The sequence below is a fragment of the Kribbella sp. NPDC049174 genome (genome assembly GCF_043197365.1).
GTDB lineage: Bacteria > Actinomycetota > Actinomycetes > Propionibacteriales > Kribbellaceae > Kribbella.
Genome location: NZ_JBICSZ010000007.1, coordinates 437,302 through 453,153 on the forward strand (window position 1 = coordinate 437,302; position 15,852 = coordinate 453,153).

12 protein-coding genes are annotated in these 15,852 nt (G+C 68.8%); 10 read left to right on the plus strand and 2 right to left on the minus strand.

The window, feature by feature from the left end:
• Nucleotides 1-106 precede the first annotated feature (106 nt).
• The 8 genes from ACGFIF_RS31810 (at nucleotide 107) to ACGFIF_RS31845 (ending at nucleotide 10,364) form a co-directional block, all read left to right on the plus strand.
• The gene (locus ACGFIF_RS31810; RefSeq protein WP_393159664.1) at nucleotides 107-2,053 is read left to right on the plus strand and encodes a histidine kinase; all 1,947 of its coding nucleotides are present in this window, start codon (nucleotides 107-109) and stop codon (nucleotides 2,051-2,053) included.
• Between the two features lie 39 nt (nucleotides 2,054-2,092).
• Nucleotides 2,093-2,734 carry a LuxR C-terminal-related transcriptional regulator gene (locus ACGFIF_RS31815; protein WP_393159665.1) on the plus strand — a complete coding sequence of 214 codons (642 nt, stop codon included), beginning with the start codon at nucleotides 2,093-2,095 and terminating at the stop codon, nucleotides 2,732-2,734.
• A gap of 22 nt (nucleotides 2,735-2,756) precedes the next feature.
• Nucleotides 2,757-3,518 (plus strand): NAD(P)-binding domain-containing protein, encoded by a 762-nt coding sequence (locus tag ACGFIF_RS31820; protein WP_393159667.1) that lies wholly within the window; start codon nucleotides 2,757-2,759, stop codon nucleotides 3,516-3,518.
• A 245-nt stretch (nucleotides 3,519-3,763) separates the two neighbouring features.
• Nucleotides 3,764-4,411, plus strand: a complete 648-nt coding sequence (locus ACGFIF_RS31825) for a 50S ribosomal protein L25/general stress protein Ctc (protein ID WP_393159669.1) — start codon at nucleotides 3,764-3,766, stop codon at nucleotides 4,409-4,411.
• 42 nt (nucleotides 4,412-4,453) lie between these two features.
• Complete coding sequence (gene pth / locus ACGFIF_RS31830) at nucleotides 4,454-5,029, plus strand: aminoacyl-tRNA hydrolase (protein WP_393159671.1); 576 nt, start codon at nucleotides 4,454-4,456, stop codon at nucleotides 5,027-5,029.
• Complete coding sequence (gene mfd / locus ACGFIF_RS31835) at nucleotides 5,026-8,652, plus strand: transcription-repair coupling factor (RefSeq protein WP_393159673.1); 3,627 nt, start codon at nucleotides 5,026-5,028, stop codon at nucleotides 8,650-8,652. The genes pth and mfd overlap by 4 nt, the downstream gene beginning before the upstream one ends.
• A gap of 26 nt (nucleotides 8,653-8,678) precedes the next feature.
• Entirely contained in the window at nucleotides 8,679-9,308 is a 630-nt protein-coding gene (locus ACGFIF_RS31840; protein ID WP_393159675.1) for a hypothetical protein, read from the plus strand.
• 9 nt (nucleotides 9,309-9,317) lie between these two features.
• Nucleotides 9,318-10,364 (plus strand): MazG family protein, encoded by a 1,047-nt coding sequence (locus ACGFIF_RS31845; protein WP_393159677.1) that lies wholly within the window; start codon nucleotides 9,318-9,320, stop codon nucleotides 10,362-10,364.
• 6 nt (nucleotides 10,365-10,370) lie between these two features.
• On the opposite strand, the gene ACGFIF_RS31850 is transcribed toward ACGFIF_RS31845, so the two are convergent.
• On the minus strand, nucleotides 10,371-11,045 hold the full coding sequence (locus ACGFIF_RS31850; protein WP_393159679.1) for a hypothetical protein: 675 nt from the start codon (nucleotides 11,043-11,045) through the stop codon (nucleotides 10,371-10,373).
• A complete protein-coding gene (locus tag ACGFIF_RS31855) occupies nucleotides 11,045-12,649 on the minus strand; it encodes a helix-turn-helix transcriptional regulator (RefSeq protein WP_393159681.1) in 1,605 nt (534 codons plus the stop codon). Before ACGFIF_RS31855 ends, ACGFIF_RS31850 begins: the two co-directional genes overlap by 1 nt.
• Nucleotides 12,650-13,276: 627 nt before the next feature.
• Here ACGFIF_RS31855 and ACGFIF_RS31860 point away from each other — a divergent pair.
• Together ACGFIF_RS31860 and ACGFIF_RS31865 are read left to right on the plus strand one after the other, a co-directional pair.
• Nucleotides 13,277-14,419, plus strand: coding sequence for an OmpA family protein (locus ACGFIF_RS31860; protein ID WP_393159683.1), 1,143 nt, complete (start codon nucleotides 13,277-13,279; stop codon nucleotides 14,417-14,419).
• Nucleotides 14,420-14,431: 12 nt separating this feature from the next.
• The gene (locus ACGFIF_RS31865) at nucleotides 14,432-15,823 is read left to right on the plus strand and encodes a hypothetical protein (RefSeq protein ID WP_393159685.1); all 1,392 of its coding nucleotides are present in this window, start codon (nucleotides 14,432-14,434) and stop codon (nucleotides 15,821-15,823) included.
• Nucleotides 15,824-15,852: the final 29 nt, after the last annotated feature.

Below are 15,852 nucleotides of genomic sequence, written 5' to 3' on the forward strand. Positions count from 1 at the left end.
CCTCAGGAAACGCCGGGCGGGTTGCCTGACACATCGGAGCGGACACGGAGGCGGTCTCCGTGCTGGCTCGGAGTCGTGGGGCACGGTGCGGCCTTACTCTGACGACATGCGGTGGCCGCGGTGGGTCGCGCTCGGTACCTTCCTGCTCGTCCTGGTGATGGTCGCGGGGAGTTCCTGGCTGCTGATCGCGTACCGCACTGGCCCGCACACGCTCCGGAACTTCGTCGGCATCGCCACGATCGGGACCGCCGTCGCCCTGCTCGGACTCGTGGTCAGCAGGCGCGAACCCTTGGTCGGAGCGCTTCTCGGCTGGATCGGCGCGGTCACTGTCTTCCTGACCGCCCGCGACGTCTACTACAACGCCGACGGCCTGCCCCTGGACAGCCGCGTCGTCGCCTGGCTCGAGGAGAGCGGTTGGTGGCTGCTCGCCGCGATCAGCCTGTTGCTGCTGTACTTCCCGAACGGTCGACTGATCAGCCCCCGCTGGCGACCCGTTCCACCCGCGTTGCTGCTGCTCTGCGCCGCGCAGCAGGCCTTCGGCGCGTTCGCCACAGCGCCCTTCCTCTCACCGCTGGAAGAGCTCCCTCGCCCGTACGACGCCCTGCCGCAGCCGCTCCGGGTGCTGAGCGAAGTCGTCTTCTTCGCCTTCCTGGCTCTGTGTCTGGCCGCGGCTGTCTCCGTGGTGATCCGGTACCGCCGGTCGACCGGCAAGGTCCGCGAACAGGTCAAATGGCTCTCGCTGGCCGGAGTGGCCGCCGTGCTCTACCCGCTGGTGTGCCTCGCCGAGATCGTCATCACCGGAGACACCGGCATCGTGGCAACTGTCTTCGGACTGGTCGCGCTGGTGTCCCTCCCCGCCTCCGTCGCAGTGGCAATGCTCCGGCACGACCTGTACGACGTTGATCGCGTGCTGGCCGACACCGTCACGTACGGCATCGTCATGGTCGTCCTGCTGGGCACCTACGCGGTCGCAGCCGTGTCACTGGGGCTCGTGCTCGGCCGCGACTCCGCAGTCGTGGCTGCTGCCGCCACAGCCGTCTGCGCGCTGGTCCTCTCGCCACTGCGAAGCCGGTTACAGCGCTCGGTGGATCGCCGGCTCTACCCACCGCGGCGTGCGGCGTTGCTGGCAATCGAGGACCTGCAGCGCCGGATCCACACCGAGCACGCCCAACCAGAGGAGCTGCAATCCGCTCTGCGGACCGCACTGCGTGACCCGGGCCTTCGCGTCGGTCTGCTGATCCCTGGTGCGTCGGGCTTCGTCGATGCCGCTGGTACGCCGGTCGGCGGGCCGCAGCTGGTGCCGGTGATGCTGGGTGGTGCCCAGATCGGCGTACTCGGATCGGCTTCGACCAGTCCCGCCGTACTGAAGGCTGTGGCGGCTGGGGCGGCCAGTCTGGTTGAGGTGACGCGGCTGAGGGCCGAGTTGGCCGGGGCGTTGCGGGAGGTGGAGGCGAGCCGGGCGCGGCTGGTGCAGGCGGGTGACGAGGAGCGGCGGCGGCTGGAGCGGGATCTGCACGACGGGGCGCAGCAGCGGTTGGTCTCGCTGGGGATGGCGATGCGGTTGGCGCAGCGGCACCTGGGTGACGGGACGGTCGACGTGGACGGGCTGCTCGATCAGGGGGTCGCGGAGTTGGCGACCGCCGTCGCCGAGTTGCGGCAGATCGCGCACGGGTTGCGGCCGGCGAGTCTGGACGATGGACTGCATGCAGCCTTGAGCGCGATCACGCAGTCGCTGCCGATTCCGGTCCGGCTGCAGATCCCGTCGGATGTGCCTGAGGAATTGGCCACGACGGCGTACTTCGTGGCGGCCGAGGCGGTGACGAATGCGGCGAAGTACGCGAACGCGACGTCGATCGCGGTCCGGGTGGCTCGGTCGGCCGAACAGGTGACGGTGCTGATCGAGGACGACGGGTGTGGGGGAGCTGCGCCGCGTCCGGGGTCAGGGTTGAGCGGATTGCTCGATCGGGTGGCGGCCGTCGGTGGTTCGCTGAACCTGCGGAGCCCGGCGGGCCGGGGGACGACGGTCGAGGCGGTGCTCCCATGCGAATCGTGAACGGGTGCGGACGATGCGGATCGTGAACGGGTGCGAACGATGCGGATCGTGATCGGGGAGGACTCGGCGTTGTTCCGGGAAGGGCTGGCGCGGCTGCTGGCCGACGCCGGGCACGAGATCGTCGGCCTCGCACCGGACGCGCCGACCCTGATGACCGTGGTCGCGCAGACCGCACCCGACCTGGCGGTGATCGACATCCGGATGCCGCCCGATCACACCGACGACGGAGCCCGGGCGGCGCGCCGGCTCCGGATGCTGCATCCCGAGCTGGCCATCGTGCTGCTGTCCCAGCACATCGAGACCCGGCACTCGGTCGAACTCGTCGCGACCGGCCGGTTCGGCTACCTGCTGAAGGATCGGGTGCTCGCGGTCGACGAGTTCCTGGACGCGCTCGATCGGGTCGCGGCCGGTGGATCAGCGCTCGATCCCGAGGTCGTCACCCGCCTGCTCGGCCGCCAGCGATCCGACGACCGGCTCGCGCCCCTGACGCCGCGCGAACGTGAGGTCCTCACCCTGATGGCCGAGGGCTGCACCAACGTCGGCATCGGACGCCGCCTGTTCCTGACCGAACGCACCGTGGAGACCCACGTCGGCAGCATCCTGTCCAAACTCGGCCTCCTCACCAACGACGAACAACACCGCCGCGTCCTCGCCGTACTGGCATATCTTGGGGAGCACTGACCGCTTCTCAGAGGATGGCTCCATGCGGATCGCTGTGTTCCACCCGGGTGCGATGGGTTCGAAGCTGGCCGGGCAACTGGTTGCTGCGGGCCACGAAGTGCACTGGGTGCCGGAGGGCCGGAGTCCGGAGAGTACGACGCGAGCCGAGGAAGCGGGGCTGATCGGTACGCCGTTCGCCGAGGCCGTCGAGCAGGCCGAGGCGGTGTTGTGCTCGTGCGCACCACAGGGCGCCGTGGACATCGCCGTACAGGTCGGTCGGGCGGGGTTCGACGGTCTGTACATCGAGGCGAACCCGTTGTCGCCGAAATCGCTGCGGGAGGCGCAGGCGGCGGTCTCCGAGGCGACGTTCGTGGACGCCGGGGTGATCGGGCCGCCGCCGACCGGTGGGCCGAGTCCGACCCACCTGATGCTGTCCGGCACAGCCGCCGAGCAGGCTGCCGGCTTGTGGGCCGGGACAGCGGTCACGCCCATGGTGGTCGGCGATCAGCCTGGTGCGGCCAGCGCGGCCAAGTCGTCGTACGCGCTCTACAACAAGGGCAAGGCAGCCCTCGCGGTCCTCGCCTTCCAGCTTGCCGAGAAGTACGGCGTCACCGAGGCCCTGACCGCACAACAGGTCCGAGGGGATGCAGGCTCGCTCCAGGACCCGTCGCTGCCCGAGCAACTGCGCCGAGTGGCGTGGCGCTGGGGCCCGGAGTTCGACGAACTGGCCGAGACACTGGACGACGCGGGCCTCGAAGGCGATGCCGCCCGCGCGCTCCGACTGGTCTGGACCAAACTCACCTGAGAGCGTCGTACGGGCGGGCCAAAGTGCCCTGCAGAACGGATTTCCTGTCTGGGCGGAGTGATGGGTAGACTGTTTTGGTTGCCTCGGCGAGGGACGCCCCCCGAGAACTGTTGGGCGCGGCTCCGTGATCGACGCGGTGGTTCGTTGCCTGACGCCTTCTCCGGGGTCACAAAGCGCCCGCTGAGGCCGCAGCCGAGTTCCACCTAGACAACAGATCACCGCAACGCACTTGAGGAGTTCATCTCGTGGCCGAGGTCAAGATCCAAGCCGAATCGCGCACGGAGTTCGGCAAGGGTGCTGCCCGCCGAATCCGCCGGGACAACAAGGTTCCCGCAGTCCTGTACGGCCACGGCAGTGACCCGGTGCACATCACGCTGCCCGGTCACGACACCATGCTGGCCCTGAAGACCGCCAACGCCCTGCTGCTGATCGAGGTCGAGGGCGCCGAGAGCCACCTCGCGCTGCCCAAGCAGGTCCAGCGTGACCCGCTGAAGGGCTTCATCGAGCACGTCGACCTGGTCATCGTGAAGCGCGGCGAGAAGGTCCAGGTGGACATCGCCGTTCACCTCGAGGGCGAGGCCGTCAGCGAGACGCTGGTCGTGCTGGAGCACCCGAGCATCCTGGTCGAGGCCGAGGCGACCCACATCCCGGACGGCGTCACGCTGTCCATCGAGGGCCTCGAGGTCGGCGCCCAGCTGCACGCGTCCGACATCAAGCTGCCGAGCGGGACCACGCTGGCCATCGAGCCGGACACCCTGATCGTGAACGTCACCGCCCAGCAGACCGCCGAGCAGGCCGAGGCCGAGCTGGCCGACGCCGAGGCCGAGGCCGGTATCGAGCGGGACGAGCCGGAGGCTCCGGCCGACGAGCCGGTGGCCGCGGCCGCCGAGTAGTCTGCGCCTCAGCACCCAGACACAGCAGGAGGGCCGGGATCCGTGGCGGACGACGTGTGGTTGGTCGTCGGACTGGGGAATCCCGGCCCTTCCTATGCCCGCACCCGGCACAACATCGGTCACCTGGTGGCCGACGAGCTGGCCGACCGCACCGGCGGCAAGTGGAAGCAGCACAAGCAGGTCCGGTCCGAGGTGATCGAGACCCGGATCAGCGGCATCCGGACCGTGCTGGCCAAACCCCGGTCGTACATGAACGAGTCCGGCGGGCCGGTGTCCGGGCTACTGAAGTTCTTCAAGATCGAGCCGACCGGCCTGGTCGTGGTGCACGACGAGCTGGACATCGACTTCGGCGTCCTGCGGGCCAAGTTCGGCGGCGGCGACAACGGCCACAACGGGCTCAAGTCGCTGCGGAAATCGCTTGGCACCGGTGAGTACTATCGAGTCCGGTTCGGTGTGGGTCGTCCACCGGGCCGGCAGAACCCCGCCGACTTCGTCCTGAACGAGTTCTCCGCCACCGAACGCAAGGATCTGCCGTTCGCGGTGGATCGTACGGCGGACGCGGTGGAATCACTGCTCACCGACGGCCTGGAAGCAACCCAAGGGAAGTACAACTCGTGAACCTGAGCGGTCTCGTCGACACCCTGATCACCGATCCGGTGGTGGCCGAGGCCGTTCGCGACGCCAAGACCGACGGCGTCACCACCCTCGACCTGAGCACGCCCGGCCCGGTGCGCCCGGTCCTGCTCGCCGCGCTCGCGTCCGAGCAGAAGGGCGCCGGCCGCCCGGTGCTCGCGGTGACGGCGACGTTCCGCGAGGCCGAGGAGCTCACCGAGTCCCTGCAGTGCCTGGTCGATCCCGCCACGGTCGCCTACTACCCGGCCTGGGAGACCCTTCCGCACGAGCGGCTCTCGCCCCGGTCCGACACGGTCGGCCGGCGTCTCGCCGTACTGCGGCGACTGGTTCACCCCGACCCGTCGGACGAGACGACCGGGCCGATCAAGATCCTGGTCGCGCCAGTGCGATCCGTCCTGCAGCCGCAGGTGGCCGGTCTCGCGGACCTGAAGCCGGTGCAGTTGCACGTCGGCGACTCGGTCGAGCTCGAGGAGGTCGTCGAGGCACTGGCCGGGGCGGCGTACCACCGGGTCGACCTGGTCGAGCGGCGCGGTGAGTTCGCGGTCCGCGGCGGCATCATCGACGTGTTCCCGCCGACCGAGGAGCACCCACTGCGAGTCGACTTCTTCGGCGACGACGTCGAGGAGATCCGGTACTTCGCGGTCGCCGACCAGCGCTCGCTGGAGATCGCCCAGCACGGTCTGTGGGCACCCCCGTGCCGTGAGTTGCTGCTGACCGACGAGGTGCGTTCGCGGGCCGCCGTACTGGCGAAGGAGCACCCGGAGCTTGCCGAGCTGTTCGAGAAGCTGGCCGAAGGACATGCCGTCGAGGGCATGGAGTCGCTGGCGCCGGTCCTCGTCGACGAGATGGAGTTGCTGGTCGACCTGATGCCGGCCGGGACACATGTCGTGGTCAGCGATCCCGAGCGGGTGCGGGCTCGGGCACACGACCTGGTCGCGACCAGCCAGGAGTTCCTGGAAGCGTCCTGGGCGGCCGCCGCCGGTGGTGGCGAGGCGCCGATCGATCTGGGTGCGGCGGCGTACGTATCCCTCGGCGATGTCCGGTCGCACGCGCTGAGCAACGGCCTGGCCTGGTGGAGCATGTCGCCGTTCGCCGCGGCGCCGACCGACGCGCCGGAGCTGCGCGACTCGATGGGTGAGCGGGTCTCGGTCGACATCGACCCGGACGCGGGCGCGGTCCGGAGCCGGGCGATCGCCGCCCACGGGGTCGACCCGTACCGCGGTGAGACCGCGGCCGCCGTCGAGGATGTCCGCGGCTGGCTGCGGGACGGCTGGCGCGTCGTCTGCGTGACCGAGGGTCATGGTCCCGCCCAGCGCCTGGCCGAGGTGTTCTCCGAGGCCGAGCTGCCGGCCCGTGCGGTCGACGGCATCGAGGAGATCCCCGAGCCGGGCGTCGTGCTGATCTCGCAGGGTCAGCTCGACCACGGGTTCATTGCCGACGGCATCAAGTTCGCCGTCCTCACCGAGAACGACCTGGCCGGTCAGCGGTCGATGGCCGAACGGCGTTCCCAGCAACGGATGCCGAGCCGGCGGAAGAAGACGATCGACCCGCTCGAGCTGCAGCCCGGCGACTTCGTCGTGCACGAGCAGCACGGCGTCGGCCGGTACGTCGAGATGATGCAGCGGACCGTCGGCACCGGGACCCAGAAGGCCACCCGCGAGTACGTCGTCATCGAGTTCGCCCCGAGTAAGCGCGGCCAGCCCGGCGACCGGCTGTACGTGCCGACCGACCAGCTCGACCAGGTCACCCGGTACGTCGGCGGCGAACAGCCCTCGCTCGACAAAATGGGCGGCGGGGACTGGGCCAAGCGCAAGGGCCGCGCCCGCAAGGCCGTTCGCCAGATCGCGGGCGAGCTGATCAAGCTGTACGCCGCCCGGCAGGCGACCAAGGGTCACGCGTTCGCGGTCGACACCCCGTGGCAGCGCGAGCTGGAGGACGCGTTCCCGTTCGTGGAGACGCCGGACCAGCTCGCCACCATCGACGACGTCAAGCGCGACATGGAGCGCGTCATGCCGATGGACCGGATCGTCTGCGGTGACGTCGGCTACGGCAAGACCGAGATCGCCGTCCGGGCCGCGTTCAAGGCCGTCCAGGACGGCAAGCAGGTCGCCGTCCTCGTGCCGACGACGCTGCTCGTGCAGCAGCACTACGCGACCTTCGCCGAGCGGTACGCCGCCTTCCCGGTGAACGTGGCCCCACTGTCGCGGTTCCAGACCGACAAGGAGGCCAAGGCCACCATCGACGGCCTGGCCGACGGGTCGATCGATGTGGTGATCGGGACGCACCGGCTGTTCAGCGGCGAGGTCGCGTTCAAGGACCTCGGACTGGTGGTGGTCGACGAGGAGCAGCGGTTCGGCGTCGAGCACAAGGAGCAGCTGAAGCGGTTGCGGACGGCGGTCGACGTCCTGACGATGTCCGCGACGCCGATCCCGCGGACGCTGGAGATGTCGATCACCGGGATCCGGGAGATGTCGACGATCGCGACCCCGCCGGAGGAGCGGCACCCGGTGCTGACCTTCGTCGGCGCCTACGAGGAAGGCCAGGTGACCGCCGCGATCCGGCGCGAGCTGCTCCGCGAGGGCCAGGTCTTCGTCGTCCACAACCGGGTGAACACGATCGAGAAGGCGGCCGCGCGGATCCGCCAGCTCGTCCCCGAGGCCCGGGTGAGTGTCGCGCACGGCCAGATGAACGAGCACACCCTCGAGAACGTCATCCAGGGCTTCTGGGAGAAGCAGTCCGACGTCATCGTCTGTACGACGATCGTCGAGTCCGGGATCGACATCTCGAACGCGAACACGATGATCGTCGAGCGCGCCGACCTGCTCGGGCTGTCCCAGCTGCACCAGCTCCGCGGCCGGGTCGGCCGTGGCCGGGAGCGCGCGTACGCGTACTTCTTCTTCCCGCCGGAGAAGCCGCTGACCGAGACCGCGCACGACCGGCTCGCCACGATCGCGCAGCACGCGGATCTGGGTGGTGGCATGGCGGTCGCGATGAAGGACCTGGAGATCCGCGGCGCCGGCAACCTGCTCGGCGGCGAGCAGTCCGGGCACATCGCCGACGTCGGCTTCGACCTGTACGTCCGGCTGGTCGGCGAGGCGGTCGCCGAGTACCGCGGCGACACCCAGGCCGAGGAGCCCGAGGTCAAGATCGAGCTGCCGATCGACGCGCACCTGCCGCACGACTACATCCCGTCGCAGCGGCTCCGGCTGGAGATGTACCAGCGGCTGGCCGCCGTCCGGGACTCCGACGGCATCGCCGAGCTGGTCGAGGAGTTGCACGACCGGTACGGCGACATCCCGCAGCCGGTGCTGAACCTGATCGAGGTGGCGAAGTTCCGCAACCACGCCCGCCGGGCCGGCCTGCACGACGTCACCCTGCAGGGCAATCTGATCCGGTTCGGGCCGGTCGACCTGCCCGATTCGAAGGTGCTCCGGCTGAACAGGCTGTACCCGAAGAGTCTGGTGAAGCCGCAACTGCGTACGATCCTGGTGCCGAGACCTGCCACCCGGCCGGTCGCCGGTCAGCCGCTCCGCGACCAGGAGTTGCTGCAGTGGTGCACCCGGTTGATCGACGACGTGATCGCCGAACCGATCGGGGTTCCGGCATGAAACTGATGAGTATGCGAGGAGATTCGGTGAGCACATCACGACGGCTTCGGGCCCTCGGTGCGGCAGTGGCGACGGTGCTGCTGGTCGGCGGCTGTGCGGCGGGGACGCACCCGGGCGCGGCGGCCGTGGTCGGCGATACCGAGATCACCGTCGGTGACGTCGACACCACCTCCCGTGCGGTGAGCACCGCGCTCGGGCAGGAGTTCAACAGCACGGTGGCGCTGAGCGAACTGGTGAACAACGCGCTGGTGTCCGAGGTCAGCAAGCAGCGGTCGGTCGCGGTCAGCGACGCCGAGACCGCCGAGGCGGCCAAGCTGGTCGTCAACGACCCGACGGCGTACGCCAAGTTCGAGGCGGACCCGGTCGCGCGGGACTTCCTGAACCAGGTCGCCGCGGCCGCGGTCGCGACCATCAAGCTCGGCGGCGGCACCGGGGTCAAGGACCCGAAGGTGCAGGTCGCGCAGCAGGCCGGTCTGCAGATCGTCAAGGAAGCCTCGAAGGGCGTCACGGTCGACATCTCGCCGCGCTTCGGCCAGTGGACTGACGGCCGGATCGACAGCAAGGTCTCCGGCTCGCTGTCCGAGGAGTCCGCCCAGGCCAAGGCCAAGCGCGAAGCCGCCGAACAGGCCCAGCAGCAGAGCCAGGGCCAGGGCTGAGGTTCCTGAATGCCTGGTGACACCGCGGGTGGTGCGATCAAGGTCGTCCTGACCAGCCCTCGGGTGGCGCCAGGACTGCTCACCCGCGCGGCCTGGCAGGCCTTCGCCGACGCCGAGGTGATCGGCGCCGCCGGGGTGATCGGCGCCGCCGGGGTCGCCTCCGGCGCCGAAGCGGCAGTCCCGGCCAGGCCGGACGTGCAGGCCTTGGTGGGATCGGGCCTTGTGGTCGCCCAGATCGAAGGCGGAGTCGCTGAGCACTGGGCGTGGCTCTCGGCCGCGGCCGGCGCTGGTCAGCGGGTTGCCTGGCTGGTGGGTGAGGACGGCGAGCCAGGGTTGCTGCGGGTCGTCGCCGACCAGTTGAGCCGGGAGCCACGTCCGCCGTACCAGGTGGAGATCCTGCACGGGTCGTACGACGTACCCGGCGCGCGGCTGATCGACCTGGTGCGGGTGATGGACCGGCTGCGCCGGAACTGCCCGTGGGACCAGGAGCAGACCCACGAGAGCCTGGCGAAGTACCTGCTCGAGGAGACCTACGAGACCCTCGAAGCCATCGACACCGGCGACCGCGCCCACCTCCGCGAGGAACTCGGCGACCTCCTCCTCCAGGTCGCCTTCCACTCCCGCATCGCCGAGGAGAACCCGGACGAGGGCTATTCCATCGACGACGTAGCCGCCGACATCGTCGAAAAACTCATCCGCCGCCACCCCCACGTCTTCGGCGACGAGAAGAACAAGGACCTCGCAGCGGTCGAAGCCAACTGGGAGAGCATCAAAGCCGCGGAGAAGCAGCGCAGCTCGGTCCTTGAGGGCATTCCGCTTGCCCTCCCGGCTCTAGCGCTGGCAGACAAAGTCCTGTCCCGAGCAGCTCGGGTTCTGCCGCAGTCGGCAGAGGACCTCACGATCCCGGCTGGAACAGGCGGCGACCATGAGAAGTTGGGCGCGGAACTACTGGCCCTCGTTCAGCACAGCAGGTCCGCCGGCGTAGACCCCGAACAAGCACTCCGCGATGCGGTCCGATCGCTGGCAGACCGGATCCGCACCGCGGAGCAGAGCTGACTCGGGTCAGGAAATCAGGGCCTGTGCGGTGGCCTTGAGCATGGCCGCCGTACTCAAGGTGCAGAGACCGTAGACGAGCGGCGTCTCGGCTCCGAAGGACACCCCCAGAAGCTCCGCATCGCGCCGCTCCACCGCCCGCGCATGCCGCTCCTCGTCGACGAACCCGATCCACGAGTACGACGCCGTCGTAGCCGGAAACACCTCGACACCGGCCGGCACCGAGATGTGCGCGTTGATCATCGTCAACGCCTCGGTCACCGGGCGGCCGCCGGCGATACCGATCACGCTGTGAGCCTGCCAAACCTGGACGAAGTCCGGCGCCAGGCCGGCCGTCAGTTCGCTCGCCGCCGCCAGCTTCCCGCCCAGCAGTTGGTCGACATGCGCGCCCAGCCACGCCGGCACGCCTTCCGTCGCCCGCCCCGTGGGCAGACCGGACAGGTCTTCGACCCCCCGAACCCGCACCGTCGGCGAGCTCAGCACCCCCGGATGCGTGCGGTTCTCCTGCGGAGAACGCACACACGCCAGAACCTGTCGCGAACCTTCGGCCTCACGGGTGACCGTCAGGGCGAGGACCGGCGCGTACGTCGCGACGGGTTCGGCAGACCCCGCGGTCAGTTCCAGCGCATCAAGCCACGCGCGCGGAACCCGCCTGAGGTCATGGTCAACACCAGTTGTGTTCATCACTCCATCACAATCTTTAAGTCTTCCAGCACGGATAAGAACCAGTCCCCCGCTTGCGTCCGCGCGGTCTCCAGGAAGTCGTTGAGTGGGACGTCCGGATCCTGCAGATCCTTCTGGCCGAAGGCCAGAGTCCCAGCGGTGTCGAGCAGGGCTGCTTCGAGGCTGCCGACGGATGCCAGCCAGTCGTCGAACTGCGCCGAATCCCCCTTCTGCCCGCTCGCTTCGATCCGGGCCGACCCGTACTCGTTGTCACGGGGGGTCAGGTCCAGATGGAACAACCGTGGTACGACCGGCATCAGGCGGTTGCCCTGCGAGTCGAACTTCTCAACGATCCATAAGGGCTCCGGTAATGGGAGCTCCTGGAGCGCGCTGGCCGGCACATCCGCGCCGAATTCGTCCAGGAGCCCGTGCCGGGCTGCCCGGATGAACGCGGCCGAGGTGACTCGCGCGTCTCGATCGCCCGCGATCAGTCTTCGTCTCGCCTGATGGCTCGTGGCCGTAGACCGTGGCCCACGCTCCCCGGTTCCGACGAGATCCTCGTCGGAGATGTGGCTGCTGACGAGCTGATACGTAGCGGACTTCGGGTCCTGCTGTAGCAGGACCCTACGGCCGAGCGGGCGTCCTCCCCGCACGGCATAACCATGGACGAGCACCAGCGCGACACCGAAGCCGAAGCGGCCCTTCGGTCCGTCGCCGGTCGCCGCCTCGTCGTTCTCGGAGTCGACACCGAGTTGGAAGTAGCTGGAGAGGCGGTGCCGGGCGGCTGGGCCGGCCGGCGTCGACTCTTCGCCCTCGCCAACGACGACGACGGCCTTCAGATGGGTCAGCGGCAGCCGGTCACGCACGAGATCGCGGTAGTGAGCCTCGATCACCTGGATGAACGACGGCTCCGCGGAGACGGCAACCGGAATGGTCTCGAGCTGGTCGCGCTGAATGTTCGGCAGCGTCGGCCAGACGGCGCAGCGGTTGCCTTCCGCCGTCCCGACCAGGGCGAAGGACTGTCGGACATCGTCCGACTCGTAAAGCTTGATGTCGTAGTCGAGCGGCCCGTCGTCCGGGTTCAGCCGTCCGCCGACCGCGAGGGCCTCGAAGATCCTGGTGATCTGTTTCTGGACGTCCCAGGTGGCTGCGTTGGGTGCTGCCGTCCCTCGGAGTTGCTGCTGGCGGGCGTGACTGGGAAAGACGATGGTCACTCGCTCCGGCAGGTTGAGACGGGCGCCCTCCAGCAGGCCCAAGATGTCCAGCTCGTCGGCGACGACGATGACCAAGCGGTCGAGTCGTTGAGAGCCGAGCAGTTCCTCGAGCAGTGCGTCGCGAGTGTCCGGCAGCTGGGTCGGCAGAGACGAGGAGGCGAACTGGGCGCGGGCGCGTTCCTCGAGCTCCGGCAGGTCGAGAACCTCGGCGAGTTTGCCGGCAAGGTCCAGCGACAGATCCTTGTTCTCGAGTTCGAGCCGGTTGATCACGTAGCGGCTCACCCCGACGCGCGCGCCGAGCTTCGCCTGGCTCAGCCCGAGCTTGTTGCGCGCCATCCGGATCTGGCGGGCGATCTCACGGCGGGTCTCCCGGGGATCGTCAGCGATCGGGCCAGCGGGTGTGTCGTTCACCGCCTTCTCCTTCTGAGAGTGTCGCTCGAGGTCCGGTCTTCCGCGCGCGGCGTCTTGGGACACCTGGCGCCATACAAGCAGAACGTCGACGAAAGCCTGGTTGCCGCGCCGGAGTTCACCAACGTGCAACAGAGCCTAGACCTGCCCCCGCGGCTGCTTCCGCGACCCCCACTCGCAATCATGTGTTTAACATTGTGCGCCATGTGCGCACCTGTGCATAGATGGAGCGCACTTTGTATTGACCTTCCGCACAGAGCGCAACTACGCTGAGGTTGAGGCTGAAATACGACGAGGCGGCTCGGTGGCACCCGAGCCGCCCCAACATCACCGAGAACCCGACGACTTAGCCAAGTGAGGGGTCGAGTCAGTGATGAAACAAAAGCCTATCCCATGCTGTGCGATGTGCAAGGCAATGTGCACAATTGTGCTCAACGCGGCGGTTGCGACCATTCCGGTCCAGTCCGCCGAGACTTCGAAGCACCTCCGGCCCGGAGGTGTGTGATGAGAAGCAGGCGAGGCGGGAGGACCCGCTATCGCACCGCGCGGCGCCGGCCCTTGCGGGTTGCGGGAAGGCCGAGGAGGCGTGCCCGGGGGCGGAGGGGTTCCCGGAGATGGCTCCTCGGGGTCGTGATCGGGCTGCTGCTCGCGGTGGTGTCCGCGTCTGCGGCGATCTGGGCGTCGCGTAGGCAGGAAACGCCGGAGCCGGTGCTGGGCGGGACGATTGTCTATACGGCGCCGACGGCCAATCAGGCGGCGATCCGGATTGGTGGGAGTGCTCGGGAGATGCTCGAGCGGGCTGGCGCCGGCCATCAGGTCGTGCGAGTTGTGCGGATCGAGGGCAACGGGGCCGTCTCGACGAGCACGGTGGACATGACGCCGCGGATCGATGGGAAGCCGGACGGGGAGCCGCTCAAGGTTGCGGAGCGGGCCGCGGCGGAGATCGACCGGTTGATCGCGACGATGCAGAGCCAGCTCAACCAGAAGAGCTCGGCCGTTGGAGGCGAGGCGTTGTTCGCCGGGCTGTCGCGGGCGCGGATCGACGTCTCGCGGCCGGTGTTCATCTTCTCCTCGGGGCTGGATACGACCGATCCGGTCGACTTCCGGAAGCTGGCCTTCGACGTGGCGCCGTCGACATTGGCGGGTGAACTGCGGGCCGCGGGGGAGTTGCCCGCACTGCAGGGCGCGATGATCACCTTCGCGGTGCTCGGGGAGTCCGGGCGGCAACCGGTCCTGCGGCGGCCGCAGGTGGTCTATCGGGAGACGTTGTGGACCACGCTGCTCCGGGCGTCCGGAGCGCCGACGGTCCGGTACGAGTACCCGGACGGCGAACCGTCCACCTCGACCCTGCCGGCGCCCGTCGTACCGATCCCGCCGCCGCCGAGTACGCCGGTGCCGGCCAAGACCACCAAGGTGCGCGGGGAGAAGACGTGCACGTTGAGTGCGGCGACGTACTTCGCTTCGGACCAAGCGGTCCTGCTGGATCGGCGGGCGACGCTACGCGCGCTGGCGCCCTGCGCGGCGACGATCGGGACCACCGGCCGCGTATCGGTGGAAGGGCACACTTCCTCGGTCGCCAAGCGGCCGAACAACCCGGTGGCCATACGACTCAGCACTCAGCGGGCGCAGGTTGTGGCCGATCTGCTGGTTCAGCTCAAGGTTGCGCGGAACCGCATCGATGTCAGGGGATACGGCAACGCGAAACAGCCGTTCCCTGACCCCAGCGACCCCAGGAACCGCTGTGTGGTCGTTCGCTTCAACAACGCCAGCTGACAGGAGACGCAGATGGCTGGTCAGGCGATTCCGTTGCCGGACAACGGAACAGAGAACAATCGGGGACCGCAGTACACGCGACGCGAAGCCGTCCGGGCGGACCTGTGCACCAAGGCGGAGTACCGCATCGCCGCCACCTACTACGACTACGTCGTACGCCATCACCGGGCCAGTGGTACGCCGCGGAGTGAGTGGGAGCCGCAGGACATCGTCGGCCGGCAGCTCAGTGCTCCCTACGGGCGGGACGCGCAGGATCTGGTCGGCGTGCGGCTGAAGAACCTGGCCGACCCGGCACTGGACGCGATCGACCGGCTGTGCGACGACGTCGAGACGACGATCGATGCTGTCGGCAAGCTTCCGGGCGACCTAAGCACGCCGGAGACCAACAAGGTCTACAGCGGGCGGACAGCGGTCGACCGGGTCGAGGAGCTGACCGATCGGGTCGAGTCGGATCGGGCCGAGGGGCACCGTCACCACGACCGGGCTCCGGCCTGGCTCCGGCTCATCTCGCACGTGGCGCCGTGGGCCGAGGCCCTTGGATTCCTTGCCTTCCTCACCTACTACCTGAACGTCCCGATCGTGAGGCCGTGGCGAGACTGGATGGGCTGGACGTTCTCGCTGATCCTTGTCGTCTACATCATGCTGGGCCAGACCTGGCTGGTGGATCACGCCGCTCGTGCGCACAACCACGCGCGGGAAGCCCAGGCCGACGGGCAGAAGCATCACGCGGAGGCCAGCCGACGCCAGCGGCTCTGGTACCTGGCCGTGACCGCGACGGTCGCGGTCGGTATCACGACAGCGCTGATCGAGCGCGGACTGGACACCCTCGGACAGGCGGAGAGGGCGGTGACCGTGGTGATGGTGATGCTGGCGGTCACGACCGGTCTGTTGATGCCCACCTTGGCGTTCCTGGGGAAGGCTCTCGACGGCAGCAAGGTGTCGCGTGAGCGGGACGCGCTGTCGGATGACCTCGACGCGGATCGGGCGGAGTACGACGAACTGGTCGAGCAGGCCGAGGCGGACCTGGCGCTGGCCAGGAGCCTCGACCGCGAGCTGGTCGAGAAGGTCGTCCCGGCCATCCTCAGCGATGCGCAGAACGTGGTCGACGAGGCGCGGGCGCCGTACAACTTCCTCCGGTTGCAGATCGGCGGGTTGTCGAACGACGCGGCGCGGATCCCGGCCGGCACCGAAGTCGAGGTGATGACCGGTACTCGAATCCGGCCGCCGATCCACAACGGCATTCCTGGCGCTGAGCCGGTGAGTATGCAGTTGGTCATCGATCGGGACAATCGGCTCGCGGCGCTGCGCGCAAGGCTGGCTGAGCTCACGGTGCGACTGCGACAGGTTCCGCCGCACCCCTGGGACCACTCGTCGCCGCGTCTTGTCTCTCCACTCGGCCGGTAAACCGCGTGCGCGTCACCGGCGCCACTGGC

Bases quoted from the DNA above. Each gene is read 5' to 3' on its own strand.
- ACGFIF_RS31810 (WP_393159664.1), top strand. From the start codon at position 107: ATGCGGTGGCCGCGGTGGGTCGCGCTCGGTACCTTCCTGCTCGTCCTG.
- ACGFIF_RS31815 (WP_393159665.1), top strand. From the start codon at position 2,093: ATGCGGATCGTGATCGGGGAGGACTCGGCGTTGTTCCGGGAAGGGCTG.
- ACGFIF_RS31820 (WP_393159667.1), top strand. From the start codon at position 2,757: ATGCGGATCGCTGTGTTCCACCCGGGTGCGATGGGTTCGAAGCTGGCC.
- ACGFIF_RS31845 (WP_393159677.1), top strand. From the start codon at position 9,318: ATGCCTGGTGACACCGCGGGTGGTGCGATCAAGGTCGTCCTGACCAGC.
- ACGFIF_RS31850 (WP_393159679.1), bottom strand. From the start codon at position 11,045: ATGAACACAACTGGTGTTGACCATGACCTCAGGCGGGTTCCGCGCGCG.
- ACGFIF_RS31865 (WP_393159685.1), top strand. From the start codon at position 14,432: ATGGCTGGTCAGGCGATTCCGTTGCCGGACAACGGAACAGAGAACAAT.